This is a genomic window from Streptomyces glaucus, assembly GCF_039533365.1.
Classification (GTDB): domain Bacteria; phylum Actinomycetota; class Actinomycetes; order Streptomycetales; family Streptomycetaceae; genus Streptomyces; species Streptomyces glaucus.
Genome location: NZ_BAAATK010000006.1, coordinates 87,882 through 114,220, shown reverse-complemented (window position 1 = coordinate 114,220; position 26,339 = coordinate 87,882). Strand labels below are relative to the sequence as shown.

21 protein-coding genes and 2 tRNA genes are annotated in these 26,339 nt (G+C 71.0%); 15 read left to right on the top strand and 8 right to left on the bottom strand.

Annotation, left to right across the window (positions count from 1 at the left end; translation table 11 throughout):
- The first annotated feature begins 258 nt into the window (after positions 1-258).
- From dnaA to ABD363_RS06745, 9 genes are all read left to right on the top strand, one after another.
- Entirely contained in the window at positions 259-2,166 is a 1,908-nt protein-coding gene (dnaA, locus tag ABD363_RS06785; protein WP_344600629.1) for a chromosomal replication initiator protein DnaA, read from the top strand.
- An 870-nt stretch (positions 2,167-3,036) separates the two neighbouring features.
- Positions 3,037-4,167, top strand: coding sequence for a DNA polymerase III subunit beta (dnaN, locus tag ABD363_RS06780; protein ID WP_344600627.1), 1,131 nt, complete (start codon positions 3,037-3,039; stop codon positions 4,165-4,167).
- Between the two features lie 278 nt (positions 4,168-4,445).
- Entirely contained in the window at positions 4,446-5,321 is an 876-nt protein-coding gene (gene gnd / locus ABD363_RS06775; RefSeq protein ID WP_344600625.1) for a phosphogluconate dehydrogenase (NAD(+)-dependent, decarboxylating), read from the top strand.
- A gap of 40 nt (positions 5,322-5,361) precedes the next feature.
- Positions 5,362-6,483, top strand: a complete 1,122-nt coding sequence (recF, locus tag ABD363_RS06770) for a DNA replication/repair protein RecF (RefSeq protein ID WP_344600623.1) — start codon at positions 5,362-5,364, stop codon at positions 6,481-6,483.
- Positions 6,480-7,016 carry a DciA family protein gene (locus ABD363_RS06765; protein ID WP_344600621.1) on the top strand — a complete coding sequence of 179 codons (537 nt, stop codon included), beginning with the start codon at positions 6,480-6,482 and terminating at the stop codon, positions 7,014-7,016. The genes recF and ABD363_RS06765 overlap by 4 nt, the downstream gene beginning before the upstream one ends.
- Before the next feature lie 523 nt (positions 7,017-7,539).
- Positions 7,540-9,624 carry a DNA topoisomerase (ATP-hydrolyzing) subunit B gene (gene gyrB / locus ABD363_RS06760; protein ID WP_344600619.1) on the top strand — a complete coding sequence of 695 codons (2,085 nt, stop codon included), beginning with the start codon at positions 7,540-7,542 and terminating at the stop codon, positions 9,622-9,624.
- A gap of 42 nt (positions 9,625-9,666) precedes the next feature.
- Entirely contained in the window at positions 9,667-12,261 is a 2,595-nt protein-coding gene (gene gyrA / locus ABD363_RS06755) for a DNA gyrase subunit A (RefSeq protein ID WP_344600617.1), read from the top strand.
- Between the two features lie 18 nt (positions 12,262-12,279).
- Complete coding sequence (locus ABD363_RS06750) at positions 12,280-13,056, top strand: DUF3566 domain-containing protein (protein ID WP_344600615.1); 777 nt, start codon at positions 12,280-12,282, stop codon at positions 13,054-13,056.
- A gap of 123 nt (positions 13,057-13,179) precedes the next feature.
- Positions 13,180-13,256: transfer RNA gene (locus tag ABD363_RS06745), tRNA-Ile, on the top strand.
- Between the two features lie 55 nt (positions 13,257-13,311).
- Here ABD363_RS06745 and ABD363_RS06740 read toward each other — a convergent pair.
- Genes ABD363_RS06740 through ABD363_RS06725 form a run of 4 tightly spaced genes read right to left on the bottom strand, consistent with a single transcriptional unit; the run spans position 13,312 to position 16,305 of the window.
- The gene (locus tag ABD363_RS06740) at positions 13,312-14,469 is read right to left on the bottom strand and encodes a tyrosine-type recombinase/integrase (protein ID WP_344600613.1); all 1,158 of its coding nucleotides are present in this window, start codon (positions 14,467-14,469) and stop codon (positions 13,312-13,314) included.
- Complete coding sequence (locus tag ABD363_RS06735) at positions 14,469-14,660, bottom strand: helix-turn-helix domain-containing protein (protein WP_344600611.1); 192 nt, start codon at positions 14,658-14,660, stop codon at positions 14,469-14,471. The genes ABD363_RS06740 and ABD363_RS06735 overlap by 1 nt, the downstream gene beginning before the upstream one ends.
- On the bottom strand, positions 14,657-16,078 hold the full coding sequence (gene repSA / locus ABD363_RS06730; RefSeq protein WP_344600609.1) for a replication initiator protein RepSA: 1,422 nt from the start codon (positions 16,076-16,078) through the stop codon (positions 14,657-14,659). The genes ABD363_RS06735 and repSA overlap by 4 nt, the downstream gene beginning before the upstream one ends.
- A complete protein-coding gene (locus ABD363_RS06725; protein ID WP_344600607.1) occupies positions 16,075-16,305 on the bottom strand; it encodes a hypothetical protein in 231 nt (76 codons plus the stop codon). The genes repSA and ABD363_RS06725 overlap by 4 nt, the downstream gene beginning before the upstream one ends.
- A 134-nt stretch (positions 16,306-16,439) precedes the next feature.
- On the opposite strand from ABD363_RS06725, the gene ABD363_RS06720 reads away from it, so the two are divergent.
- The 3 genes from ABD363_RS06720 to ABD363_RS06710 all read left to right on the top strand — a co-directional run bounded on the left by ABD363_RS06720 (position 16,440) and on the right by ABD363_RS06710 (position 18,863).
- Complete coding sequence (locus ABD363_RS06720) at positions 16,440-17,174, top strand: GntR family transcriptional regulator (protein WP_344600605.1); 735 nt, start codon at positions 16,440-16,442, stop codon at positions 17,172-17,174.
- 475 nt (positions 17,175-17,649) lie between these two features.
- Positions 17,650-17,829, top strand: a complete 180-nt coding sequence (locus ABD363_RS06715) for a hypothetical protein (protein WP_344600603.1) — start codon at positions 17,650-17,652, stop codon at positions 17,827-17,829.
- 554 nt (positions 17,830-18,383) lie between these two features.
- Entirely contained in the window at positions 18,384-18,863 is a 480-nt protein-coding gene (locus ABD363_RS06710) for an OsmC family protein (protein WP_344600601.1), read from the top strand.
- Between the two features lie 362 nt (positions 18,864-19,225).
- Here the strand turns inward: ABD363_RS06710 and ABD363_RS06705 are convergent, their stop codons facing one another.
- Positions 19,226-19,579: a DUF6344 domain-containing protein gene (locus tag ABD363_RS06705; protein WP_344600599.1), complete on the bottom strand. Its 354-nt coding sequence runs from the start codon at positions 19,577-19,579 to the stop codon at positions 19,226-19,228.
- A 347-nt stretch (positions 19,580-19,926) separates the two neighbouring features.
- On the opposite strand from ABD363_RS06705, the gene ABD363_RS06700 reads away from it, so the two are divergent.
- Together ABD363_RS06700 and ABD363_RS06695 are read left to right on the top strand one after the other, a co-directional pair.
- Positions 19,927-20,055, top strand: coding sequence for a DLW-39 family protein (locus tag ABD363_RS06700; protein WP_217649982.1), 129 nt, complete (start codon positions 19,927-19,929; stop codon positions 20,053-20,055).
- 370 nt (positions 20,056-20,425) lie between these two features.
- The gene (locus ABD363_RS06695) at positions 20,426-21,781 is read left to right on the top strand and encodes a hypothetical protein (RefSeq protein WP_344600597.1); all 1,356 of its coding nucleotides are present in this window, start codon (positions 20,426-20,428) and stop codon (positions 21,779-21,781) included.
- Between the two features lie 155 nt (positions 21,782-21,936).
- Here ABD363_RS06695 and ABD363_RS06690 read toward each other — a convergent pair whose 3' ends face one another.
- A complete protein-coding gene (locus tag ABD363_RS06690) occupies positions 21,937-23,727 on the bottom strand; it encodes a serine/threonine-protein kinase (protein ID WP_344600596.1) in 1,791 nt (596 codons plus the stop codon).
- 206 nt (positions 23,728-23,933) lie between these two features.
- On the bottom strand, positions 23,934-24,482 hold the full coding sequence (locus ABD363_RS06685) for a helix-turn-helix domain-containing protein (protein ID WP_344600595.1): 549 nt from the start codon (positions 24,480-24,482) through the stop codon (positions 23,934-23,936).
- A gap of 182 nt (positions 24,483-24,664) precedes the next feature.
- Between ABD363_RS06685 and ABD363_RS06680 the strand changes: the two genes are divergently transcribed.
- Positions 24,665-24,737: transfer RNA gene (locus ABD363_RS06680), tRNA-Ala, on the top strand.
- A gap of 558 nt (positions 24,738-25,295) precedes the next feature.
- Here the strand turns inward: ABD363_RS06680 and ABD363_RS06675 are convergent.
- Entirely contained in the window at positions 25,296-26,009 is a 714-nt protein-coding gene (locus ABD363_RS06675) for a DUF5324 family protein (RefSeq protein WP_344600594.1), read from the bottom strand.
- Positions 26,010-26,339 lie beyond the last annotated feature (330 nt).

Sequence of the window (26,339 nt, the reverse complement as noted above, 5' to 3'; positions counted from 1 at the left end):
CGTGCCCATCGGAGGCAGGCGGCAGCAGCCATCGACAACTCGACCTGGTTACGGTACGCGCGGCTGCGCCATCCGGTCAAACCAGGGTCCGGAGGGGGACACTTGTCCACAGCCTGGGGACAACAACTTGAACCGCACCGGTCGCCCTGACTACCGTGGCTGAACTCCGATTCATTCCCTTATCCCTGCCCGACCCGATTTACATCCCGACCCGTCCCCGAACCACACGTTCGAGGGACCTGTGAGAGAGCGTGCCCTGTGGCTGATGTACCTGCCGATCTTGCCGCAGTGTGGCCACGCGTTCTGGAGCAGCTCCTCGGTGAGGGTCGTGGCCAGGGTGTGGAGGCGAAGGACGAGCACTGGCTCCGGCGCACCCAGCCGCTGGCGCTGGTGGCCGACACCGCCCTGCTCGCCGTGCCGAACGAGTTCGCGAAGGGCGTGCTGGAGGGCCGTCTCGCCCCGGTCGTGAGCGAGTCCCTGAGCCGCGAGTGCGGCCGCCCGATCCGTATCGCGATCACCGTCGACGACTCCGCCGGCGAGCCCCCGGCCCCGCCGGCGCCCCCGGCCCGCCCCCAGCCGCGCTACGAGGAGCCCGAGCTCCCGTCCGCCGGCCAGGGCCGCGACGACTACGAGGGGTACGGCCGCCACCGCGCCGACCCGCTTCCCACGCCCCGTCCCGCCTACCCGTCGGAGTACCAGCGCCCCGAGCCGGGCTCCTGGCCGCGCCCGGGGCAGGACGACTTCGGCTGGCAGCAGCAGCGGCTCGGCTTCCCGGAGCGGGACCCGTACGCGTCGCCCCCGCAGGAGCCGTACGGACCGCCGTCCCAGGACGGCTACCCCCAGACCGGCCAGGACGGATACGCCCAGGACGCGTACGGGGCACCGGACTACCCGCCGTCGCAGGACTACCGTCCGCAGTCGCTGGAGCGTCCGTCGTACGACGCGCAGCGCACCGACTACGAGCAGCCGCGCGGCGACTACGACCAGCGTGACGGGCGCCGCGAGCTGCCCGAGCCGCCGTCCGGTTCCGGGCATGTGCACCGCGGCGGCCCGGTCGGCCCGAACCTGCCCACCACGGGCGCCCCCGGCCCGCTGGCCGCGCAGCCGGCGCCGGCGACCGGTCCGGGCGAGCCGACCGCGCGCCTGAACCCGAAGTACCTCTTCGACACGTTCGTCATCGGCGCTTCCAACCGCTTCGCGCACGCGGCCGCGGTCGCCGTCGCCGAGGCGCCCGCGAAGGCGTACAACCCGCTGTTCATCTACGGGGAGTCGGGGCTCGGCAAGACGCACCTGCTGCACGCGATCGGGCACTACGCGCGCAGCCTCTACCCCGGCACGCGCGTGCGGTACGTGAGCTCGGAGGAGTTCACCAACGAGTTCATCAACTCCATCCGCGACGGCAAGGGCGACAGCTTCCGCAAGCGGTACCGCGAGATGGACATCCTGCTCGTCGACGACATCCAGTTCCTGGCGGACAAGGAGTCGACGCAGGAGGAGTTCTTCCACACCTTCAACACGCTGCACAACGCCAACAAGCAGATCGTGCTGTCCAGCGACCGGCCGCCCAAGCAGCTGGTCACGCTGGAGGACCGGCTGCGGAACCGCTTCGAGTGGGGTCTCATCACCGACGTCCAGCCGCCCGAGCTGGAGACGCGGATCGCGATCCTGCGCAAGAAGGCGGTGCAGGAGCAGCTCAACGCCCCGCCGGAGGTGCTGGAGTTCATCGCCTCGCGGATCTCGCGCAACATCCGCGAGCTGGAGGGCGCGCTGATCCGGGTGACGGCGTTCGCGTCGCTCAACCGGCAGCCGGTGGACCTGGGCCTGACGGAGATCGTCCTGAAGGACCTGATCCCCGGCGGCGAGGACACGGCCCCCGAGATCACCTCCACGGCCATCATGAGCGCGACCGCCGACTACTTCGGGCTCACGGTCGAGGACCTGTGCGGCACCTCGCGCGGCCGGGCCCTGGTCACCGCCCGCCAGATCGCCATGTACCTGTGCCGCGAGCTGACGGACCTGTCGCTGCCGAAGATCGGCGCGCTGTTCGGCGGACGCGACCACACGACGGTCATGCACGCCGACCGCAAGATCCGCAATCTGATGGCCGAGCGGCGCTCCATCTACAACCAGGTCACGGAGCTCACCAACCGCATCAAGAACGGCTGACGGCCGCCGTCCGCGCCGCCGAGGGCGCCTCTGGAGGAGATCCGGGGGCGCCCTTCGCATGTGCGGCGGCCGCGGACCGCGCCATCCGCTGTTCGAATTCATGCCGGGTCACGGCCGTCCTCCACAGATTTGGCGACTTTCTCCCGTCCACATCCTGGGGACCGGAAAGTTGTCCCGATGCTGTCCACAGGCAGAGCCGTTGAGAGATCATCGGGCCAGGTCATCCACGTGTGGATTGGTGGACAAACTTTTTCCACAGCCTGTGGACAACGAACTGGCCCACAGGGCGCGCGCCGAGTTGTCCACGGGCGACCCACAGGCTGGGGACGGTTGTCCCCAGCGATCCCCAGCTTCTCCACAGGCCTGTCCACTGTTCGGCAACGCCTCGCGCTTCCCCACTCCGTCGAGTGAAAGGCGTCACACCGAGGTGCAGGGTTGGGCTGTGGGAAAGAGGGGTAAAACTGGGGACGGCCCTGGGGAGAAGTCGCCCCACCCTGTGCACGGGGTGTGCAGAACTTTCCGTTCTCCACAGAGGGCCCCGGTTGTCCACGGCCGCCGCCCACAGGCCCCGTGGACAAAATCACCGTGCTGAGCTGGGCAAACGTGGTTATCCACGGTATCCACAGGCCCTACTACTACTCCCGACCAGAGAGAGCGCGGAATTCGCTTCGAAGTGGACCCTGTGCACAACTGGCCCTCGCCGGCTCGGCTGCCCCTCGTCACGACTTGACCCCGAGGGGCACCTACTGTCACTGCCGTGCGTCAGACTGGTTCCCGGTGTCCTTCCCTCCACAGGGACCGGCGGCACCGAGTCAGACGACGAAGGCGAAGCAGGGCGAGAACGCCGGCAACAGCAGGAGGCGGCTTACGGTGAAGATCCGGGTGGAACGCGACGTACTCGCGGAGGCAGTGGCCTGGGCGGCGCGCAGCCTCCCGGCCCGTCCGCCGGCGCCTGTCCTCGCCGGCCTGCTGCTGAAGGCCGAGGACGGCCAGCTGAGCCTGTCCAGCTTCGACTACGAGGTCTCCGCGCGCGTCAGCGTCGAGGCCGAGGTCGAGGAGGAGGGCACGGTGCTCGTCTCCGGCCGTCTCCTCGCCGACATCTCCCGCGCCCTGCCCAACCGACCGGTGGAGATCTCCACAGACGGTGTACGGGCGACGGTCGTCTGCGGATCCTCGCGGTTCACCCTCCACACCCTGCCGGTGGAGGAGTACCCGGCCCTGCCCCAGATGCCGAACGCGACGGGCGCGATCCCCGGCGAGGTCTTCTCCTCCGCCGTGCAGCAGGTGGCCATCGCCGCCGGCCGGGACGACACGCTGCCCGTCCTCACCGGTGTGCGCATCGAGATCGAGGGCGACACGGTCACGCTGGCCTCCACCGACCGTTACCGCTTCGCGGTCCGCGAGTTCCTGTGGAAGCCGGAGAACCCGGACGCCTCCGCGGTCGCCCTGGTGCCCGCTAAGACGCTCCTGGACACCGCCAAGGCGCTGGGCGCCGGTGACAGCGTGACGCTGGCGCTGTCCGGCTCCGGCGCGGGCGAGGGCCTGATCGGTTTCGAGGGCGCCGGCCGCCGTACGACCACGCGGCTGCTGGAGGGCGACCTCCCGAAGTACCGCACCCTGTTCCCGACCGAGTTCAACTCGGTCGCCACCATCGAGACCGCCCCCTTCGTGGAGGCCGTCAAGCGTGTGTCCCTGGTCGCCGAGCGCAACACCCCGGTGCGGCTCAGCTTCGAGCAGGGCGTGCTCGTCCTGGAGGCCGGCTCCAGCGACGACGCACAGGCTGTGGAAAGGGTCGACGCCCAGCTGGAGGGCGACGACATCTCGATCGCCTTCAACCCGACGTTCCTGCTGGACGGCCTGAGCGCGATCGACTCCCCGGTGGCGCAGCTGTCCTTCACGACGTCCACCAAGCCGGCGCTGCTCAGCGGCAAGCCCGCGGCGGACGCCGAGGCGGACGAGGCGTACAAGTACCTGATCATGCCGGTGCGGCTGAGCGGCTGAGTCCTCGGGACGGTTCCCGGTGGACGAGGCCGACGTGCGGGGACCGTTCCCCGCACGGCCGCGGCAGGCCGACGCGGCCGCCGTCCGGATGTCGCCGGGGGTTGTCCACAGGGTGAGGAAATCCGCAGGTGGGGGGCGTACGCCTGAGCGCGTATGCCCACAGCTGTGCATCGGCGCCCGGGTTTAGGCTCGGACGCGAGTACGAACGTGATCCGGCAGGCTTGCGCCGGGCGCGGACGTGCCGTCACGCCACCTCGGACACCTAAGGAACACAACTGATGGAGCTCGGTCTCGTCGGCCTCGGCAAGATGGGCGGCAACATGCGCGAGCGGATCCGCCGCGCCGGCCACACCGTCATCGGATACGACCGCAACCCGGACCTCGCCGACGTCCACAGCCTGCGGGAACTGGTGGACAAGCTCACCGGCCCGCGCGTGGTGTGGGTGATGGTCCCGGCCGGCGAGCCCACCCAGTCCACGATCGACGAGCTGGCCGAGCTGCTCCAGCCCGGCGACATCGTGGTCGACGGCGGCAACTCCCGCTGGACGGACGACGAGAAGCACGCCGAGCAGCTGGCGGCCAAGGGCATAGGCTTCGTCGACTGCGGCGTCTCCGGCGGCGTGTGGGGCCTGGAGAACGGCTACGCGCTGATGTACGGCGGCGACGAGGAGCACGTCGCCCGGGTGCAGCCGGTCTTCGACGCGCTCAAGCCGCAGGGCCCGTACGGCGCGGTGCACGCGGGCAAGGTGGGCGCCGGGCACTTCGCGAAGATGGTCCACAACGGCATCGAGTACGCCATGATGCAGGCCTACGCCGAGGGCTGGGAGCTGCTGGAGAAGGTCGACTCCGTGGAGAACGTCCGCGAGGTCTTCCGCTCCTGGCAGGAGGGCACCGTCATCCGCTCCTGGCTGCTGGACCTGGCGGTCAACGCCCTCGACGAGGACGAGCACCTGACGGGGCTGCGCGGCTACGCGCAGGACTCCGGTGAGGGACGATGGACGGTGGAGGCCGCGATCGACCACGCGGTGCCGCTGCCCGCGATCACCGCCTCCCTCTTCGCGCGGTTCGCCTCCCGCCAGGAGGACTCGCCGCAGATGAAGATGATCGCCGCGCTGCGCAATCAGTTCGGCGGCCACGCGGTCGAGAAGAAGTAAGCAGTCACCCGAACAGCTGGGGGAGGTCGGCGAAACGACCATGCACGTCACGCATCTGTCGCTGGCCGACTTCCGCTCGTACCCCCGGGTCGAGGTCCCGCTCGACCCGGGGGTGACGGCCTTCGTCGGCCCCAACGGGCAGGGCAAGACCAACCTCGTCGAGGCGGTCGGCTACCTGGCCACCCTGGGCAGCCACCGCGTCGCCTCCGACGCCCCCCTGGTCCGCATGGGCGCCGACCGCGCGATCATCCGGGCGCAGGTCCGGCAGGGCGAGCGGCAGCAGCTGATCGAGCTGGAACTGAACCCGGGCCGCGCCAACCGCGCCCGGATCAACAGGTCCGCGCAGGTCCGGCCCCGGGACGTGCTCGGCATCGTACGGACCGTGCTGTTCGCACCCGAGGACCTCGCCCTGGTCAAGGGCGACCCCGGCGAGCGGCGCCGCTTCCTCGACGAGCTGATCACCGCCCGCTCCCCGCGCATGGCCGGCGTCCGCTCCGACTACGACCGGGTGCTCAAGCAGCGCAACACCCTGCTGAAGTCGGCCGCGCTGGCCCGCCGCCACGGCGGCCGCGCCATGGACCTGTCCACCCTCGACGTGTGGGACCAGCACCTCGCGCGCGCGGGCGCCGAGCTGCTCGCCCAGCGCCTGGACCTGATCGCCGCCGTCCAGCCGCTGGCCGACAAGGCGTACGAGCAGCTGGCCCCCGGCGGCGGCCCGGTCGTCCTGGAGTACAAGCCGTCGGCGCCGGGCGAGGCGCACACGCGCGAGGACCTCTTCGAGCAGCTGATGGCCGCGCTCGCCGGCGCCCGCAAGCAGGAGATCGAGCGGGGCGTCACCCTCGTGGGACCCCACCGGGACGATCTGCTCCTCAGACTCGGCCAGCTGCCCGCCAAGGGGTACGCCTCCCACGGCGAGTCCTGGTCCTACGCGCTGGCCCTGCGCCTGGCCTCCTACGACCTGCTGCGCGCCGAGGGCAACGAGCCGGTGCTCGTCCTCGACGACGTCTTCGCCGAGCTGGACACCCGCCGCCGCGAGCGGCTGGCCGAGCTGGTCGCGCCCGGGGAGCAGGTCCTGGTGACCGCCGCGGTCGACGACGACGTACCGCATGTGCTGTCGGGGACACGGTTCGCCGTGTCCGAGGGGACGGTGGAACGCGTATGAACGACGACGGACCGGCTTCCGGGAGGACGCCGGAGCCCTCCGGGGTCGACCTCGCGCGCGTGGCGCTGCGGGCGGCGAAGGAGGCGGCACGCGCGCGGGGGGACGCGGCGTGGCAGAAGCGGCAGGCACGGCGCGGCGGCGGCCTGCGTTCCGGCGCGCGGGCCGACGGACGCGACCCCATGGCGCTCGGCGCGGCGATCAACCGCCTCATCACCGAGCGCGGCTGGGAGGCGCCGGCCGCGGTGGGCGGCGTGATGGGCCGCTGGCCGCAGATCGTCGGCGAGGACGTGGCCAAGCACTGCGTGCCGGAGAAGTACGACGAGGAGGAGCGCGTGCTGACGGTGCGCTGCGACTCCACCGCCTGGGCGACCAACCTGCGCCTGCTCGCCCCGACCCTGGTCGCCCGGCTCAACGAGGACCTCGGCCACGGCACGGTCCGGCTGATCAGGGTGCAGGGCCCCGGTGGTCCCGCCCGCCGCTACGGCCCGCTGCGCGCCCCCGGCAGCACGGGTCCCGGCGACACCTACGGCTGACCCGGCGCCCGGACCCGGTGACCGGACGTGACCGCGTCCGGGCGCCGGGTCCGGGGCCGCGCCCGGGTCCCGGAGCCGTGCGACCGGTCCCTCTCCCGCCCGTCACCGGGGCCTGGGAAGCCTTTATCCACACCTGTGGACAACAGGTGACTGACATCACATCAGGAGGTGTCGGCGGTGTTTCCGGACCGTCGGCGCCCTCCTCGCCGCGCCCTCGCACGCGGGTGCGAATCGTGCCCTCCCTCCTGATGGGCCACGGGTTGACGGCCGGAAGCGCTGAGTGCCGTCGTGAGCCTCTTGGGGCCCCCACCCGCATATCGGGAGTCGGCCGAGCACGGTTCAGGGCGGCACATGCGGACTCAGGTACCGGCAAACCCCCATCGATGTCAGTGCTACCGGTAGACTGGAAGACAATCCCGCCCCAATCGTGGGGACCGTCCGGGAAAAGCTGAGCAACGCTGATCAAGGCTTACCAACGCAACATGCCGCAGCCGCTCCGGCAACCCGCCGACGAGCCCGGCTCGTGCTGTGCCAGAAAGGGCGCTTCGTGGCCGATTCCGGCAACCCCAACGAGAACATCCCGTCCATCGACGCCGGTCAGAGCGGTGCGGTGACCTCGTCGAACGGTGAGGTCACCGCCTCGTACGACGCCAGTGCCATCACCGTCCTCGAGGGTCTGGACGCGGTCCGCAAGCGACCCGGCATGTACATCGGCTCGACCGGCGAGCGCGGACTGCACCACCTCGTGTACGAGGTCGTCGACAACTCCGTCGACGAGGCGCTGGCCGGCCACGCGGACACCATCGACGTGACGATCCTCGCCGACGGCGGCGTCCGCGTCATCGACAACGGCCGCGGCATCCCCGTGGGCATCGTGCCCTCCGAGGGCAAGCCGGCCGTCGAGGTCGTGCTGACGGTGCTGCACGCGGGCGGCAAGTTCGGCGGCGGCGGCTACGCGGTCTCCGGCGGTCTGCACGGCGTGGGCGTGTCCGTCGTGAACGCCCTGTCCAGCAAGGTGTCGGTCGAGGTCAAGACCGACGGTTACCGCTGGACGCAGGACTACAAGATGGGCGTGCCGACGGCGCCGCTGGCGAAGCACGAGGCGACGCAGGAGACCGGCACCTCGGTCACCTTCTGGGCCGACCCGGACATCTTCGAGACCACGGAGTACTCCTTCGAGACGCTGTCGCGGCGTTTCCAGGAGATGGCGTTCCTCAACAAGGGCCTGACGATCAGGCTCACCGACGAGCGCGAGTCGGCGAAGGCCACCGCCGGGGCGGACGAGGCGGGCGCCGACGAGAAGGGCGAGGCGAAGTCCGTCACGTACCACTACGAGGGCGGCATCGTCGACTTCGTGAAGTACCTCAACGCCCGCAAGGGCGAGGTCGTCCACCCCACGATCATCGACCTGGAGGCCGAGGACAAGGACAAGAGCCTGTCCCTCGAGGTCGCGATGCAGTGGAACAGCGGCTACAGCGAGGGCGTGTACTCCTTCGCCAACATCATCCACACCCATGAGGGCGGCACCCACGAGGAGGGCTTCCGCGCCGCGCTGACGTCCCTGATCAACAAGTACGCGCGCGACAAGAAGCTGCTGCGCGAGAAGGACGACAACCTCACCGGTGACGACATCCGCGAGGGTCTGACCGCGATCATCTCGGTCAAGCTGAGCGAGCCGCAGTTCGAGGGCCAGACCAAGACCAAGCTGGGCAACACGGAGGCCAAGACCTTCGTGCAGAGGGCGGTCTACGAGCACCTCAACGACTGGCTGGACCGCAACCCGAACGAGGCCGCGGACATCGTCCGCAAGGGCATCCAGGCGGCCACCGCGCGCGTGGCGGCCCGCAAGGCGCGCGACCTGACCCGCCGCAAGGGCCTGCTGGAGTCGGCGTCCCTGCCGGGCAAGCTGGCCGACTGCCAGTCCAACGACCCCGCCAAGTGCGAGATCTTCATCGTCGAGGGCGACTCCGCCGGCGGCTCGGCCAAGTCCGGCCGCAACCCGGAGTACCAGGCGATCCTCCCGATCCGCGGCAAGATCCTCAACGTCGAGAAGGCGCGCATCGACAAGATCCTGCAGAACCAGGAGATCCAGGCGCTGATCTCCGCGTTCGGCACGGGCGTGCACGAGGACTTCGACATCTCCAAGCTCCGCTACCACAAGATCATCCTGATGGCGGACGCCGACGTCGACGGCCAGCACATCAACACCCTGCTGCTGACCTTCCTGTTCCGCTTCATGCGGCCGCTGGTCGAGGCCGGGCACGTGTTCCTCTCCCGTCCCCCGCTGTACAAGATCAAGTGGGGCAAGGACGACATCGAGTACGCCTACTCCGACCGCGAGCGCGACGCGCTGCTGGAGATGGGCCGCCAGCGCGGCAAGCGCGTGCGCGAGGACTCGATCCAGCGCTTCAAGGGCCTCGGCGAGATGAACGCCGAGGAGCTGCGCGTGACCACGATGGACCAGGAGCACCGGGTCCTCGGCCAGGTCACCCTCGACGACGCCGCGCAGGCGGACGAGCTGTTCTCGGTCCTGATGGGCGAGGACGTCGAGGCCCGCCGCGCGTTCATCCAGCGCAACGCCAAGGACGTCCGCTTCCTCGACATCTGAGTCGGTCTCAGCTGACCGCACCAGGAAGGACCTTCACCAGCAATGACCGACGAGAACACCCCCGTCACGCCTGAAGAGGGCGGCCAGGCCGGCCTGCGCGTCGAGCCCGTCGGGCTCGAGACGGAGATGCAGCGCTCGTACCTCGACTACGCGATGTCCGTCATCGTCTCGCGTGCGCTGCCGGACGTCCGGGACGGCCTCAAGCCCGTCCACCGCCGCGTCCTGTACGCCATGTACGACGGCGGGTACCGCCCCGAGCGCGGCTTCTACAAGTGCGCCCGCGTCGTCGGCGACGTCATGGGCAACTACCACCCCCACGGCGACAGCTCCATCTACGACGCGCTGGTCCGCCTCGCCCAGCCGTGGGCGATGCGGATGCCGCTCGTGGACTCCAACGGCAACTTCGGCTCGCCGGGCAACGACCCGGCGGCGGCCATGCGCTACACCGAGTGCAAGATGGCGCCGCTGTCGATGGAGATGGTCCGCGACATCGACGAGGAGACCGTCGACTTCACGGACAACTACGACGGCCGCTCCCAGGAGCCGACCGTCCTGCCGTCCCGCTTCCCGAACCTGCTGATCAACGGCTCGGCGGGCATCGCGGTCGGCATGGCGACCAACATCCCGCCGCACAACCTGCGCGAGGTCGCGGCCGGCGCCCAGTGGTACCTGGAGAACCCCGAGGCCTCCCACGAGGAGCTGCTGGACGCGCTCATCGAGCGGATCAAGGGCCCCGACTTCCCGACCGGCGCGCTCGTCGTCGGCCGCAAGGGCATCGAGGAGGCCTACCGCACCGGGCGCGGCTCCATCACCATGCGCGCGGTCGTCGAGGTCGAGGAGATCCAGAACCGTCAGTGCCTGGTGGTCACGGAGCTGCCGTATCAGGTCAACCCCGACAACCTCGCGCAGAAGATCGCCGACCTGGTGAAGGACGGCAAGATCGGCGGCATCGCCGACGTCCGCGACGAGACGTCCTCGCGCACCGGCCAGCGGCTGGTCATCGTGCTCAAGCGGGACGCGGTCGCCAAGGTCGTCCTGAACAACCTCTACAAGCACACCGACCTGCAGACCAACTTCGGCGCCAACATGCTGGCGCTGGTGGACGGCGTGCCGCGCACCCTCTCCCTGGACGCGTTCATCCGCCACTGGGTGAGCCACCAGATCGAGGTCATCGTCCGCCGCACGCGCTTCCGCCTGCGCAAGGCCGAGGAGCGCGCCCACATCCTGCGCGGTCTGCTGAAGGCCCTGGACGCCATCGACGAGGTCATCGCGCTGATCCGGCGCAGCGAGACCGTCGAGATCGCGCGCGGGGGCCTGATGAGCCTCCTGGAGATCGACGAGATCCAGGCCAACGCCATCCTGGAGATGCAGCTGCGCCGCCTGGCCGCCCTGGAGCGCCAGAAGATCGTCCAGGAGCACGACGAGCTCCAGGCGAAGATCGACGAGTACAACGAGATCCTCGCCTCCCCGGTCCGCCAGCGCGGCATCGTCAGCGAGGAGCTGGCCGCGATCGTCGAGAAGTACGGCGACGACCGCAAGACGAAGCTGATCCCCTACGAGGGCGACATGTCCATCGAGGACCTGATCGCCGAGGAGGACATCGTCGTCACGGTCACGCGCGGCGGCTACATCAAGCGCACCAAGACCGACGACTACCGGGCGCAGAAGCGCGGCGGCAAGGGCGTGCGCGGCGCGAAGCTGAAGGAAGACGACATCGTCGACCACTTCTTCGTCTCCACGACCCACCACTGGCTGCTGTTCTTCACCAACAAGGGCCGGGTCTACCGCGCCAAGGCCTACGAGCTGCCCGAGGCCGGCCGGGACGCGCGCGGCCAGCACGTGGCGAACCTGCTCGCCTTCCAGCCGGACGAGGCGATCGCCGAGATCCTCGCGATCCGCGACTACGAGGCGGCGCCGTACCTGGTCCTGGCCACCAAGTCCGGCCTGGTGAAGAAGACGCCGCTGAAGGACTACGACTCCCCGCGCTCGGGCGGCGTGATCGCCATCAACCTCCGGGAGCGGGAGGACGGAACCGGCGACGAACTGATCGGCGCCGAGCTCGTCTCCGCCGACGACGATCTCCTGCTGATCAGCAAGAAGGCGCAGTCGATCAGGTTCACCGCCTCGGACGACACCCTGCGCCCCATGGGCCGTGCCACCTCGGGTGTCAAGGGCATGAGTTTCCGCGAGGGCGACGAACTGCTCTCGATGAATGTCGTCCGACCCGGTACGTTCGTGTTCACTGCCACTGACGGTGGATACGCGAAGCGGACCGCCGTCGACGAGTACCGCGTCCAGGGTCGCGGCGGCCTCGGCATCAAGGCCGCCAAGATCGTGGAGGACCGCGGGTCGCTCGTGGGCGCGCTGGTGGTCGAGGAGACCGACGAGATCCTCGCCATCACGCTGTCCGGCGGTGTGATTCGTACGCGAGTCAACGAGATCAGGGAGACGGGCCGTGACACCATGGGCGTCCAACTGATCAATCTGGGCAAGCGCGATGCCGTGGTCGGCATCGCACGCAACGCCGAGGCGGGACGCGAGGCGGAGGAGGTCGACGGCGACGTGGCCGTCGACGAGACCGCCGAGGATGCCGCGGCCACCGGCACGGACGAGGGTGAGGCGCCCTCGGCCGAGTAGCACGAGGAGTGAGTCAGCGTGAGCGGAGCCACGGGCGCCGGATCGGCCGGTACCTCGACGGGTACGGAAACGGACGGCGGCGGCCGTGGCTCCGCCGCGCAGGCGAGCGACCCGCACACGACCAACCTGAAGGCGGTCAAATCGCCGGCGAAGGGCTCGCCCTCGCCTGACACGCACGGATCCCAGGGGGGAACGGTGACGGACACCCGGGGCCCGCAGGCCCAGCAGTACGCGGCCGGAGCGGGCCCGGCCGCTCCGGGCGGCCAGCCGCAGGCCCCGGACCAGCCGGCCTCCCCGCTGCCCGGGGAGCGGCAGGCACAGCAGTCCTCCGGGCCCTACCACCCGCCGCAGGCCTACCAGACGTCCGCTCCGGCGAGCGGGGCGCGCCGGCCGCGCACCACCACCGGGGCGCGTACGACGCCCCGCGTCCGCAAGGCGCGGCTGCGGGTGGCGAAGGCCGACCCCTGGTCGGTGATGAAGGTCAGCTTCCTGCTCTCCATCGCCCTGGGCATCTGCACGATCGTCGCGGCCGCCGTGCTGTGGATGGTCATGGACGCCATGGGCGTCTTCTCCACGGTCGGCGGCACGATCTCCGAGGCGACCGGCTCCAACGAGTCGAACGGCTTCGACCTCCAGTCGTTCCTGTCGCTGCCCAACGTCCTGCTGTTCACGACGATCATCGCGGTCATCGACGTCGTCCTGGCGACGGCTCTCGCGACGCTCGGGGCGTTCATCTACAACCTGTCCGCGGGCTTCGTGGGCGGCGTCGAGCTGACGCTCGCGGAGGACGAGTGACGCGCCGCCGACGGGCGGGTTCCCGCCCGCCGGCGGTCCTCCCGACAGCCGATTTTGGGACTGCGCACGTCGTGCGCTAATCTTCAGGAGTCAGCGCGCGGGACACACACCGCAGAGCGCGGCGGGGCTATAGCTCAGTTGGTTAGAGCGCATCCCTGATAAGGATGAGGCCACAGGTTCAAATCCTGTTAGCCCCACCAGCGAAAAGACCCCCAGCCGGTACCGGCTGGGGGTCTTTGACATCCATGGCTGACATCAGCCGATGAGCGGATCTTCCAGAAGCTCGGCGAGCATGCCCACCGCTTCGCGCTCGCTGTCGCCGACGACGTGCGTGTAGACGTCCATGGTCATGCTGATCTGGCTGTGCCGGAGGATCGCCTGGGCGACCTTGGGGTGCGCCTTCAGGAAGGCGAGCAGGGTCCCGCAGGTGTGCCGGGCGAGACGGACCGTGATCCGGCGGACGCCGGCGCGCTTGACGAGCCGATCGAAGGTGCGGGAGAAGCCCACCGGGTCGATCATGCCGCCGTGCTCGGAGGAGAAGATCAGGTCATGATCCGGCTCCTGCGACCAGTGCTCACCGGCGATCTTCCGTTCCAGCTCTTGAAGCTCCCGGCGCTCCTCGAGGACGCGGGCGCAGAAGTCCGGGAGCGGGAGCACGGCCTGTGAGGACTCCGTCTTGAGGTCCTTGAGGACCAGGCCCACGCCCTTGACCCGCTGCACCTGCTTGACCGGAGTGAAGTGGCCGGCCTCGAAGTCGATGTCCTGCCGGCGCAGGCCGAGCACCTCGCTGCGACGGAGGCCGAGGACCAGGATGAGGACGCAGGCCGCGTAGAGCCGGTGGGCGCGGACCGAGCGGAGGAACGCGACCGCTTCCCGAGCGTTCCACGCCGTGCCCCTGTCCTTGGTCACCTTGGGCATGTCGACCAGGAGCGCGACGTTGCGCGTGACCAGCTCCTCGCGCATGGCCCGGTTGAGCGCGTTGCGGAGGACGCGGAGGACCTCGAAGCGGGCCGAAGCGCCGACTCTCTCCCGCGCCAGCGTGGCCATGAAGGCGCGAATCTGCGCCGGAGCGAGCTTGACCAGCGGTTTCTTCCCGAGGTGAGGCACCAGGTAGAGCCTCACCTTGGACTCGTACTTGACGTACGTGTTGTGCTCGCGTTCCGGCTTGACGATGTGCTCCAGCCAGTAGGCCAGCCACTCGCCGAGCGTCCAGGACCGGGACGGCACCGGGATGCCGTTGCGCTCCTGGTCCTGGAGCTTGCCGAGCTTCTCGTTCGCCTCGTCCCAGGTGGCGCCGTAGACGTACTTCCGGACGCGGTTGCCGTCGGTGTCGGTGACGTACGCGGCTCCGTGATACCGGCCGTCCTTGCGCTTGGTGATCGTTCCGCCGCCGTTGAGGCGTCGCTTGGCCATCAGGCGGCCTCCCCCGGCTCCATCTGGTTCCGTATGAAGTCGCGCAGGGCGTCGTCCGGGGTGCGCCGGCAGCCGTCGACCTTGAGGGAGGCGAGGCGACGGGTGCGGATCAGGTCGTAGACCTTGATCCGGCCGACCTCGAGCCGGGCCATGGCCTCGGGCACGGTGAGCAGTTCGGGCCGGGCAGTCATGCGGGGGTTCCTTCCAGGGCGATCAGGGCGGGGAGTTCTTCGCGGGCGGTTTCGCGGTTCTGGCGGATGTCCCGGGCGATGGAGGCGGCCAGCCAGGATTCGCCGGGGGAATGTCCGTGTCCGGCGTAGGACCAGTGGGCGAGGACGAGCGTGGAGCCCTCCGCGGCGTCCAGGTCCTCGGGCAGGCCCTTGTCCCGGCGTTCCTGGCGGGCGCGGAAGTCGGCGCGGGCCTGGCGGCGCTCGGCGAAGGTCGAGGAGTAGCGGCGGGACTTGGTGAGGAAGTGGTCGCGGAAGCCGAGCATGTGGGCCCAGGCCCAGAGCTTGCGGTCGGGATAGTTCTCGTCGAGGGCGTGACAGGCGTGGATCAGGCGTCGGGTGTGATCGGGCAGGCCGGACCGCTTGTCGAGTTCCGAGAGCTCCCCGATACGGCGGTCCACGGTGCCGGTGGACTCGGCGGCCTTGGTGGCGTACTTCGCCACGTACGCGGCCACGGTCTGCTCGGTGAGTTCCTGCCCGTCGGTGCCGATCGCGCGGACGTCGATCTGAGCACCCCAGCGCAGGACCCGCGCCGGGACGTCGCCGGAGGCCGGGACCGGGACGCGGACGCGAGCGGCGGCGGCGCGGATCGCGTCGCCGAGGAGGGCGGTGCCGGCCCACTCGGGCGGGGTGTCGTCGGGGCCGGCGGGACCGTCGAGACGGACGATGGCGTGGAAGTGGACCGCACCGCGCTTCTGGAACTCGGCGACCTTGCCGAAGGAGATCCGGCAGGCCTTACGCAGCGCGGCCTGGGTGATGCCCGCGCGGGTGGCGATCTCCCTGCGGAGGTAGATGGTGAACCGGCGCCAGAGGTCACCGGCGTGGTTGTTCCACCGCACCGCCCCGGCGTAGTCGTACGTGGCCGGATCGAGCGCCGTGCCGAGTTCGGGAGCGTCGTCGGCGTGGACCGCACCGCAGCGGCAGCGGCCGGATTCCGGACGGTTGTGGACCGCGCCGAAGGACGGGGCGGTCAGGGTGGCGAACACTCCGGGGTGGGCGCGTACGCGGTCGGGGATGCCCATGCGCGGGTCACCGGTCAGCCCGGCCCGTATCAGGTGGTAGGCGTCTCCGGCATACGTCCAGGCGCACGAGGGGCAGCGCGATGCCCGGCGGTTGCCGCAGGCCACCCGCAGACGGCCGCCCGGTTCGTGCTGCGTGGAGTAGGAGTGAAGGACGTCTCCGGTCCGTGCGTCGCGGATGACGGTCGTCCCCGACAGGTGGATCGGATCCGAGCAGCCACCCGTGCGGCGTACCTGCTCACGCCAACGGTCGAAGCCGGGCGCCGCGGCGACCCGCAGCAGGTCGGCCAGGGTCACGGGGTCGATGCCCGCGGTGGCCGCAGCGCCCGCCACGGCCTCGGGGGCGACGGGGAAGAACGTCATTCGCCCGCCCCCGGAGAGTCGATGATCTCGACCTCCAGGACCTTCGCCCCGCCGCAGTCCAGGCAGTACAGCTGGAACCCGGTGGTGTCGTAACCGCTGCCCGCGCAGGCCGGGCACTCCAGCCACTCGGTGGCGCCGAAGGCCACCCGGCAGGCGTTCGGGTCCTGGCACCGCGTCCTGCCGCACACCGGGCAGCTGCGGGCGGAACGGCGGACGATCTTCGGCACCAAACCTCCCTAGGGATGTCAACGAGGTCTGCGGATGGACGTGGGTGGGTCAAGTGATCGGGTACGCGTCGTGCGTCCGGAAAGGGCGGCAGGTAGGCTGACCACCCTAGGGAGCATCGAGGAGTGGAGAGACAATGCCCGAGACTGCGCGGCAGATCGCCGACGATCTCCGGGCGCGGATCGAGTCCGGTGAACTGCTGCCGGGCGATCGGTTGCCCGGTGAACCCTCGTTGGTGAAGACGTACGGCGTCGCCAAGATGACCGCCAACCAGGCGTTGAAGATCCTCGTGAGCGAGGGGCTGGCGGTCGCGCGGCCCGGTTCTGGAACCTACGTGCGGGAGTTCAGGCCGATCCGCCGGGTGGCCAACGACCGTCTCTCCAAGTCGCGCTGGAACGCCGGCCGGTCCATCTGGTCGGCCGACGTCGACCAGCGGCCGCTGGTGACCGACGTCCAGGTCTACGAGGCCGAGGCCCCGCACCAGATCGGGCGCCTGCTGAACCTCGAGCCCGGGGTACCCGTCATCGTGCGCAGCCGGAAGTTCGTCGTCGAGGACCGCCCGGTACGGATCGCCACGTCCTACCTCCCGGCCGACCTCGTACGGGACACCGCGATCGCCCAGCCGAACACCGGCCCCGGAGGCAGTTACGCCCGCCTGGCCGAACTGGGAGCCGAACCGGTGCACTTCGCCGAGGAACTGCGGGCCCGGATGCCGAGCGAGGAGGAGCGCGCCGCCCTCGACCTCGCCACGGGCACACCCATCCTGGAGATCTGCCGCACCGCCTTCACCGAGGACGAGCGCCCCGTCGAGGTCAACCAGATGCTCCTGGACGCCGGTTCGTACGTCCTGGAGTACCGCCTGAGCAGCTGAGCTGTTACAAGTTTCTCTACTTCATCAAGGGCCCGCGCGAGGCGCGGGCTGGCCCCTTGGGCTCGGCCCCTCTGCGCCTTCGGCGCCGGGGCCGGCCCATGGGGCCGCAGCAAAGCAACGGCCCGAGACTAGAGCCCGCATAGCGCGGTGACGGTCAAGGCGATGCCTCCGGCGGGGGATCGGCCGGCACCGGGATGGAGGGGGCGCCATCGCCGACTGCGGGCCCGTAGGTGGCGTGCGCGGGGAGCTCCCATCCCGTCCACCGTCGACTCAGGCAGAGCCGAGCAGACGCGGCCCCTGGCGTCCAGGTCGTTCGTACAGTGGCGCGCTCCACCTGGACGCCAGGAACCACGCCCGCTCCACGGTGTGTGGGTCGACGGCGGACGGGATGGGAGCTGGGGCGAGTGGTGGGCTGAGCTGTAGGAGCGACGCCGCGCCTGTAATCTTCCGCCGCAAGCGGAGGAGTGGGGGAAGCATGGATGTCTGGTATTTCTTCATGGCAGTACCGTTTGTCGGGATCGCCATGTTTTGCGCTTTCGGTGCATTTGTGGACTTTTTCAACCATGTTGATTCGCAAAGAAGTAGAAACCTGAAGATATATCCCGTCGTCGGTTTGGTGAGCTTGGCGGTGGGTCTGTTCCTTCTGTCGCTCTGAGAGCCCTTAGCGTCGGCGGCAGGGCTACTGCAGTTGACGGAGCTGCGCAAGGAGGGGTTGGCGTACACGCAACCCGACATCGAGGCATCCGTCACCGAGCCGCCCAAGCGGTAGTTGTCAAGCGGCCCACTGGTGTCTGACACCAGTGGATGACACCAACAGCCCCGTACACCGCCGCATCGAGGCGCACCAGGACGACCGGCAGAAGGCCGCCGAACAACCGAGAGCCAGGGGCGACAGGGTCCCATGATCGACCTGATAAGGATGAGGCCACAGGTTCAAATCCTGTTAGCCCCACCAGCACGAAGACCCCCAGCCGATCATGGTTGGGGGTCTTCGCGTTCCCGGGGGACATCGGCCGTCGGGGTTCCGCCGGATGACTGTTCGGCCTGGGCGCCGGGGAGCGCGTCCGCTCCACGGTGGGGGACGGCGGCGGGCGGGGCGGGATCCGGGACGGGCCGGGAGGGGTGGGGCCTTTGTGGCGTCGGCGGGGCGGCACCGGTTTCACGCCATGCGCCGCCGCACCGCTCCGGCGCTGCCTAAGCTCTGGCTCCATGACGGCAACGCATACCTACGACGTCACGGTCGAGTGGACGGGCAACCTCGGATCGGGCACGGACAGTTACCGGTCCTTCAGTCGGAATCACGAGGTGTCGGCGGTCGGCAAGGCCGGGATCGCGGCTTCCTCGGATCCGGCGTTCCGCGGCGATCCCGCGCGGTGGAACCCCGAGGAGTTGCTCGTCGCCTCGGTCGCCCAGTGCCACATGCTCTGGTACCTCCACCTCTGCGCTGTCGGCGGGGTCACCGTCACCGACTACCAGGACCACGCCCACGGCGTCATGACCATGGACGACAGCGGCGGAGGGGGCCGGATCACCGAGGTCGTCCTGCGTCCCGAGGTGACCGTCGCCGACGCGTCGATGGTGGAGAAGGCGCGCTCGCTGCACGGTGATGTGCCCGCCCTGTGCTTCATCGCCCGCTCGGTGAATTTCCCGATCACCCATCTTCCCGTGATCCGGGTCCAGGGGGACTGAGCGGCGTTCCCGCAGCATCCCGCTCCGGAGGAGCCGGCGGGCACTCCTGCCCGGGTTTCCGCGGAGCGGCCCCGGCTCGGGTGGGCCGCGTCTGCCGGGGGTGCCCTGAAAGCCCGGCCCCGGCGTCCGGCACCCGCACCGGGAAACAGCGCACGAGGCGTTCGAGGAGTCCGAGGCGTTCAAGCGGTGAACGACGGGAAGGCCCGGCGGCTCCTTCGAGCGGCCGGGCCTGGTGGTGGGCGGTGCTGTACGCAAGTTCGCCGTGACGACGGGGTGGCAGGGGATGAGGGTGGCTGCTGGTATCGGTGCTGACGGTGGGGCCGGAACGGGCCGGGGGACGGTGCGTGGGGCGTGCCGGGCCGTCAGCGCTGGAGGGGGACCGCGGGCGTGCGGGGCGCTGGGAGCGTGAGCGGGGCGCACGCGGCGGCAGGGGCGGCTTCGGCCGGGTGCGTCAGCGTGCTGTGGCGGCACCTGGGGGCCTTGCCGTGGGCCTCGGCGTGGATGCGTTGCTTCATCGTGGGGGGCAGGGACCTGAGGGCGGGCCGGGGGGACATCGCCGGTGCGGTCGTCAGCGTCGTGCTGTCGCTGTTGCGTGTCGTCTCGGTCTGCGGTACGGCCGCGGTGGCGGTCGTCGTGGCGAGTCCGAGCGCCGCGCACAGCGCGAGGAAGGCGGTGACGACGGCGGTCCACAGCTTCATGACCTTGTTGCGGGCCATGGCCCCTCACTTTCGGTTCTCATTCGGGTCGGGCGATTTGCGTACTTCCTCATGATGTGCGGGAGGGCTGCGAAGTGGGGGACCGACGCCCGTGGCGCGTCGATCTTCGGATGAACACCACTCGGATGGGTGCAAGGCGGGCGAAAAGTCGAAGAAGCGGGTGATTGCCGGTCGAAGTGACCGTCCGTGAGAGCGTGATCACCCTCTGGTCGGGACGGTTTCATCCGTTCCTACTGCGCTCCGTTCGCCCGGAGTTGGGCGGCCACGCAGATCACCGATCGATATCGGTCGGTGTGTATAGTCGGGCGCCAGAGGTCCCCTACGTCAAGGAAAGACGAGGTCGCGCGGTGAAGAAGCTTCTCCTGGTCGCACTGGCCGCCATCGGCGGGCTCCTCGTGTACCGCCAGATCCAGGCGGATCGCGCCGAGCAGGATCTGTGGACGGAGGCGACTGACTCCGTGACCACGGGTTCGTGAGCATCGACATCCGATTCTGAGCAGACCCCGGCCGTCGTTTCGGTCGGGGTTTTGTGTTGTGCGGATGGCGCCGGGGGTGGCGGGGCAGGATGGGCCACGGTTCCGCGATTCGGGTCGTCGGCGCCGAGACCGCCCCGGCGGTTTCCCGGTCCGGTTCGGCATGTTTCCGGTCTGGGACGGGCAACTCCGCTCCGGTCCGGTCGGCTCCGGTCCGCTCCACTCCGGTCCGGTCGGCTCCGGTCCGGGCGGGTGGTCCGGCGGTGCGGCTCGTGATGCGGTGCTGTTCCGGTTCGTGTCGCGGTTCGCTCTTCGATCCGTGTTTCGGTGCGTGGTCCGGCTGGTGTTCCGGATGGTGACGAGGGGGCGCGTGATGGGGCGGCGTACGGCGTGGTGGTGCGCGGGGGCGAGTCGAGGGGGTGCGCCGGGGCGCCGTCCGGCGGTCGCCCGGGTCCCCGCGGCCCTGCGGCGTCTGGGGGTCGTGGCCGCGGTGCTGTGCACGACGGCCGTCCTGCCGGGGCAGGCCGCCCGCGCGGCCGGGACGGCGAGCGGCGGCTACGCCTTCGCCGAGGACGCCCGGCGCGTCGACGGGTCCGGGAGCACCGCGGACGCCGTGCGTCTGGAGCCCGGCGCCACGTACCGGAGTTCCCTGCCCAGGAGCGGCAAGGTCTACTACCGACTCGAACTGGACGCCGCCCGGAGCGCGTACGTCTCCGTCACCGCCGTTCCCCGGCCCGGCAGCACGATCTCCGCCGTGGACGGGATCCGGGTCGCCGTACAGGACGCCGGCAGCCAGTCCTGCTCCTTCGACACCACGACGTTCGGGGCCGCGCGCAGCCCGCACCCGATCGCGGCCTGGGGCATGCGCGAGATCTCCCCCGCCAGGTCCCTGTGCCAGGACGCCGGCACCTACTACGTCGCCGTCGAGCGCGTCGACCCCGAGGCCTCCTCGCCGGACGCCTGGGACCTGGAGATCGCCACCGTGACCGAACCGCGCCCGGAGCGGGCCGGCGGGACCGACGCGCCCGAGGTCTGGGATTCCGCCTCGCCGGAACCCCTCACGGACGAGCCCGTACGCCGGCGGGGCGGCGCGGGTTTCGCCGACGCGGCCACCGTGGGACAGGGCGTCTGGCGCGACGACATCGAGCCCGGCCGGACGCTCTTCTACAAGGTGCCGGTCGACTGGGGCCAGCAGCTGTACGCCACCGCCGAGCTGGGCAGTTCCAGCGGCGGCTCCGGGTACGCGACGGGCGCGCTGGACCTGTCCCTGTACAACCCCGTGCGCGGACAGGCGCAGGACGTCGGCGCCGGTTACGACGGCGGTCAGCAGGCGATCGCGCTCGCTCCCGGGCCGCCGGTCGCGTACCGCAACCGGTACGCCGCCGCCGAACAGATCCGCGCGATGCGGTTCGCCGGCTCCTACTACCTGGTCGTGCATCTGGCGGAGCAGGTGGCCGACGGGTTCGGTGACGGCCCGTTCGGGCTGACGCTGCGCGTGCGGGTCGAGGGGGCGGCGCAGGAAGGTCCCCGGTATGCGGGGGAGTCCGTGCCGCGGGGCGTCTTCGAGGTCACCGAGGAGGACCGGGAGGCGGTGTCGGAGGGGGGAGCCGGGGGCGGCCTCGCGATGAGGGTGGTCGCGGTGAGCGGGATCGGCGCCGGGAGCGTGCTGATGGCGGGGCTCGGGGTGTGGACGGTGGTGGCCCGGCGGAGGGCGGCGGGACCGTCGTAGACCGCTCGGGCCGCTGAGCCGGTGAACCGGTGAGCCGACGGGTCGGTGGGTCGGTGGGTCGGTGGGCAGGCCCGGCTCACCGCCGGACGGCTCGGGCGGGATCGGAAGCGGTCGGGTACGGACCGGACGCGGTTCGGGCACGGACCGGACGCGGGTCAGATGCGGGTCAGGGCCCAGAACCCCACGGCGTAGCAGGCCAGTGCCAGCAGGAGGAGCGGGACCGCCACCTTGGCCGGGGGACCGGGGCGGCGGGGCCGCGCCGCGCGGTGCCGTGGGACCTGCGGGGCCTGGGCGGTGTACGAGGCGGTGGAGGCGTCGGCGCGGTGGTGCGGCGCCGGGGTGAGGGGCCGGTCGGGGCGCGGCGGTGTGGGCGGCCGGGGGGAGGACAGCACCTGGGTGTGGGCATCGGGGGAGACGCCCGGGGCCGGGGACGGCCGGGGGTGCGGCCGCGCTTGCGCCGGTGGCTGTGGGCGCGGCTGCGGCTGGGCCGGGCGGGGCCGCACGGCGGGTGGGCGGGAGGCGGTGCCGGTCGCCTGCGGGGGCGGCAGGTGGAAGCTGCCGGTGTCCGACATGCCGGCCGGTCTGGCGGGGGCGTCCGGCTCCGGGACGCCGGGGGGCGGGACGGGAACGGGCCCGGACGGGCCGGCGTCCGGCGCCGGGAGGGAGCCGGATCCGTGCGGCGGGCCGAAGCCGTGGCGTGGGTCGGCCGGTACGACACCGGCGGCGGACCCCTCGGCTCCGCCGAATCCGTCGAATCCACCGGTTCCACCGGTTCCACCGGATTTACCGGATTCCCCGGATCCCCCAGCCCTGCCGGACTCGCCGGACTCGCCGGGTTCCCCGGCCCTGCCGGACTCACCGGCCCTGCCGTCCCGGCCCTGCCGGGCGGGACCGCTCCCCTCCTCGGCCCCGGCCCGGGACGGCCCTCCTTCGCGGCTCGCGGGAGAGTCCTCCGCCTCGGAACCCTCCGCCTCGGAACCCGCCGTCCCAAGGCCCTCCGGCCGGGCGCTCCCCGCCCGGGAACCTCCCGTCCCGGATCCGCCCACGGTCACGCCCGGCGCGGGCCTGAGCGGCCCGTCGGGTCCGAAGCCCGGGGGCAGGGGGCCGAGTTGGTCGAAGATCTCGATCAGTTCGTCGTCGGGGCCGGGCTCCGGCAGGAGTTCGACGGCGGCGGCGAGCGCTTTGCGCGCCCCCGTCGCGGTGCGGAACCGCGCCGCGGGATCCGGCTGCAGCAGCGTCGCCACGACCTGCCACAGCGGCTCGGGGACGCCCCGGGGCGCGCCCGGCGTCCCGTGTTCGGCGAAGTACTGGACGAGTGCCTTGGTGTCCGGCTTGGCGCCCTGCAGCAGGTAGAGCGCGACCAGTCCGACGGCGAACAGGTCCGCGGGGAAGTCGGGTTCCGCGCCCATCATCTGCTCGGGCGCGATGTACCCGGGCGTCCCCACCACGAGGTTGGTCTCGGTCAGCCGCGGCTCGCCCAGCCGCATCGCGATGCCGAAGTCCGACAGCCGCAGCCGCGGCCGGCCGGTGCCGGTGGCTTCCAGCAGGACGTTGGCGGGTTTGATGTCGCGGTGCACGACGCCTTCCGCGTGCACCGCGGCCAGCCCGGCCAGGAGCTGGTCGAGCAGGGTGCAGACGAAGGCCGGTGGCAGCGGGCCGTAGTCCCCGACCAGGTGGACCAGCGAACCGCCGGCGACCAGGTCCATGGTGAACAGGACCTTGTCGTCGTCGGCGGCCCAGCTGGCGGGCGCGAGCACATGGGGGTGGTCGATCCGCAGCGCCTGTTCGCGGACGAAGCGCAGCAGCGAGTGCGCGTCGCTCTGCTGGAGCACCTTGGCGGCGACATAGCGCCGGCGACGGTGGTCCCAGGCGCGCCAGACGGCGCCGACCCCGCCGCGTCCGATCGGGTCGACCAGTTCGTACCGGCCGGCGAAGACCTCACCCATGGCTCTGCGTCGCTCCTCCCCCTGCGGTTCCCCCCGGTGCCTCCCCCTCGACGAGCGGTACGACTCCCCCTCGCGTCTTCCTTCCCCGCACGGTTCCGGCGCGGACTTCCTCCGACGCCCTTTCCCGCCGGGCGACACGGCCCCCTCGTGTCACGTCCGGGCGCGGGCCGGGCTGCCGAACCCCCTTCGGCGGCCGGGGCGTGGGATCAGTTCTGGTGGGACTGGTAGTGCGCGACCGCGTCGGAGGTGCGGCCGGCGCCGTACACCCGGAGGAACTCTGCCAGTTCGGGGTGGGTCGGGGCGAGGGTGTCCGCGGCGTCGATGATGTCGCCCGCGGCCGCCACCGAGCGCAGCAGCGACTGGATCTCCCGGACCACCCGCTTGACCGTGGGCGCGCCCGAACTGCTCGTCGTCTGCGTGGTGTTGCTGAGGACCGAGCCCCCCTGCGACTTCTTGATCTCCTCCATGCGCTCGGTGGCCTCGGCGGCGCTGACGCTGCCGTCGGCGACCTGCGCCGCCAGGTCCTGCAGCAGCTGCACCCGCTGGACCACCGCGGGATTGCCGATCTTCGCGCGCTGGCCGCTCATCAGCTGCGACAGCATCGGCGCCGACAGTCCCAGTACCCCCGCGAGACGAGCCTGGTTGAGACCAAGATCGTCGATGAGCCTACGGAAGAGCGCCCCCAACGGCTCCCCGTACCAGTTCCGCTGCAGTTCCCGCGCTCTCGCGGTGGCTTCCTGCTGTGCGGCGTCCATTGCGTCTCCCCATCGCTTCCCCGGATACCCCGGTTCGCTGTAGCGAACCACGCCGAGCATCTTACGGAGCGTGGTCGGCCACGGGGACCCCCAATCCTTTTGCGGAACCCGGGGGGAGACCCGGTACTCTGGTCTGCGGCATCCGCCGGTCGCGGTTCCTCCGGCCGGACGCCTCCCTTCCGGGGGCCTTAGCTCAGTTGGTAGAGCGCTGTCTTTGCATGGCAGATGTCAGGGGTTCGACTCCCCTAGGCTCCACTCGGTAAGACCCCTCCGACCTGCGAGAACGCGGTGGGAGGGGTCTTTTCGTCCCCCGTTTTGCGCGCCGGCGTGTCAGCAGGCGGCGCCGACGGGCGCCCGCCGGGGTCCTGGCACGCGGCGGGGCTTCGGGGCGGCGCCTTTCTCCTGTGAATCCCCTGGCACCGCGGTGTCCGACGGTGCTCGCGGCGGACCCGGGAGGGGACGGAGACGGTGAGCGGGAACGGCGGACGGCTCGCTTCCCGCCATCGGGGGAGTACCCGGTGCGGCCGGCCGGAGGGGGACGAGCGCCGGGGCCGGGGGACGGCCGCCGCCCGGCTGGAGGAGTGCGTACGGCGAGCAGCGGGGTGCCCTCCCCGCGGGAGCGGACGCGGTCGCCGGAGACCGCCCGGCCCCCGAGGCGCGGCCCGCCGGGGCGGAACTCCCCCGGACACGGACCGTGACCCGGCGTCCCGTGAAACGCCGTCAGGCGGCCCGCCCCGCCGGACGCCACCGCGCGGCGGGGGACCGCAAGTCCCCCGCCCCGCGGCCCGGTTCGCTTCGGTGGACGTCGGCGGTTCAGCCCCGCTCGTCGCGGTCGGCTGCCTCCTCCTCGGCCTGCTTGGCCTGGACCTCGGGGTCGAGCCCGGACTGGCCGCTGCCGTCGACCGAGGTCAGCCGGCCGGACTCGGGAACCTCCGCCGACGCGGGCGGCTCGACCAGCCAGTCCGGGTTGGCCTGCTTGTCCCACCACTTCCAGGCGGCGAAGACACCGCCCGTGACAACGCCCAGTACGGCCAGGGTCTTCACGGCACGGCCAGCCCTCGCCCGCCGCCGGTGCTTGCGGACCAGCTTCTCGATCTCCTTGGCCGAGACCTGCCCGCGCAGCGCGGCCAGCGCGGCGGCGCCGCGCGCGGCGGCCTCCTCCTTGACGGGCACGGCCGCGGCCACCGCCTGCTCGATCCTCGGCCGGGAGTACTCGGCTGCCTGCCGGGCGACCTTGCGCGTGCGGAGCGCCGCTTCCTGGGCGGCGTAGTCGATCTTCGGCGGCACATGGGCGAGAGCCTGGGAACGGGCCTGCTCCAGCCGCGGCGCCACATGGACGCCGTACTGGGCGCGGGCCTGCCCGGCGGCCTGCGTCACCTTGGGCGCCAGCCGTACGCGTGCCTCGTGCGCGTAGTGCGCGGCCCTGTCCTTGGCCGTGTCGGCGTAGGGCGCCACCACTTCCGCGGCGTGCAGCACGCTCTCCTTCGCCGAACCGGTGGCGGCGCGCACGCTGTCGATGCGGGTCACGGGTTCCTCCTCCTCGGTGGCGTACGGTGATTCGACTTTCCACCCTTTTACGGATCATGCCTGCCGACGCGCCGCCAGGCATGTGAGGGCGGGCATCCGGGGCACGGGAGCCGACTCCGGAATCATCCCGGTCAAGAGCCGATCCGGAGCCGATCGCGGTCGGCAGCGGATCAACGGCGGATGAACAGGGGAAAAGGATCGTTTCATCGACCATGCCACGGATCGCCGCCGCGCGCTTCCGAACGCGGGAGTACCCGGGCCGGACCCCGGCAAGCGGCAGACGCCGACGGCGGCCCGAAAACCGGCCGCCGGGCGACGTACGGCCCGGTC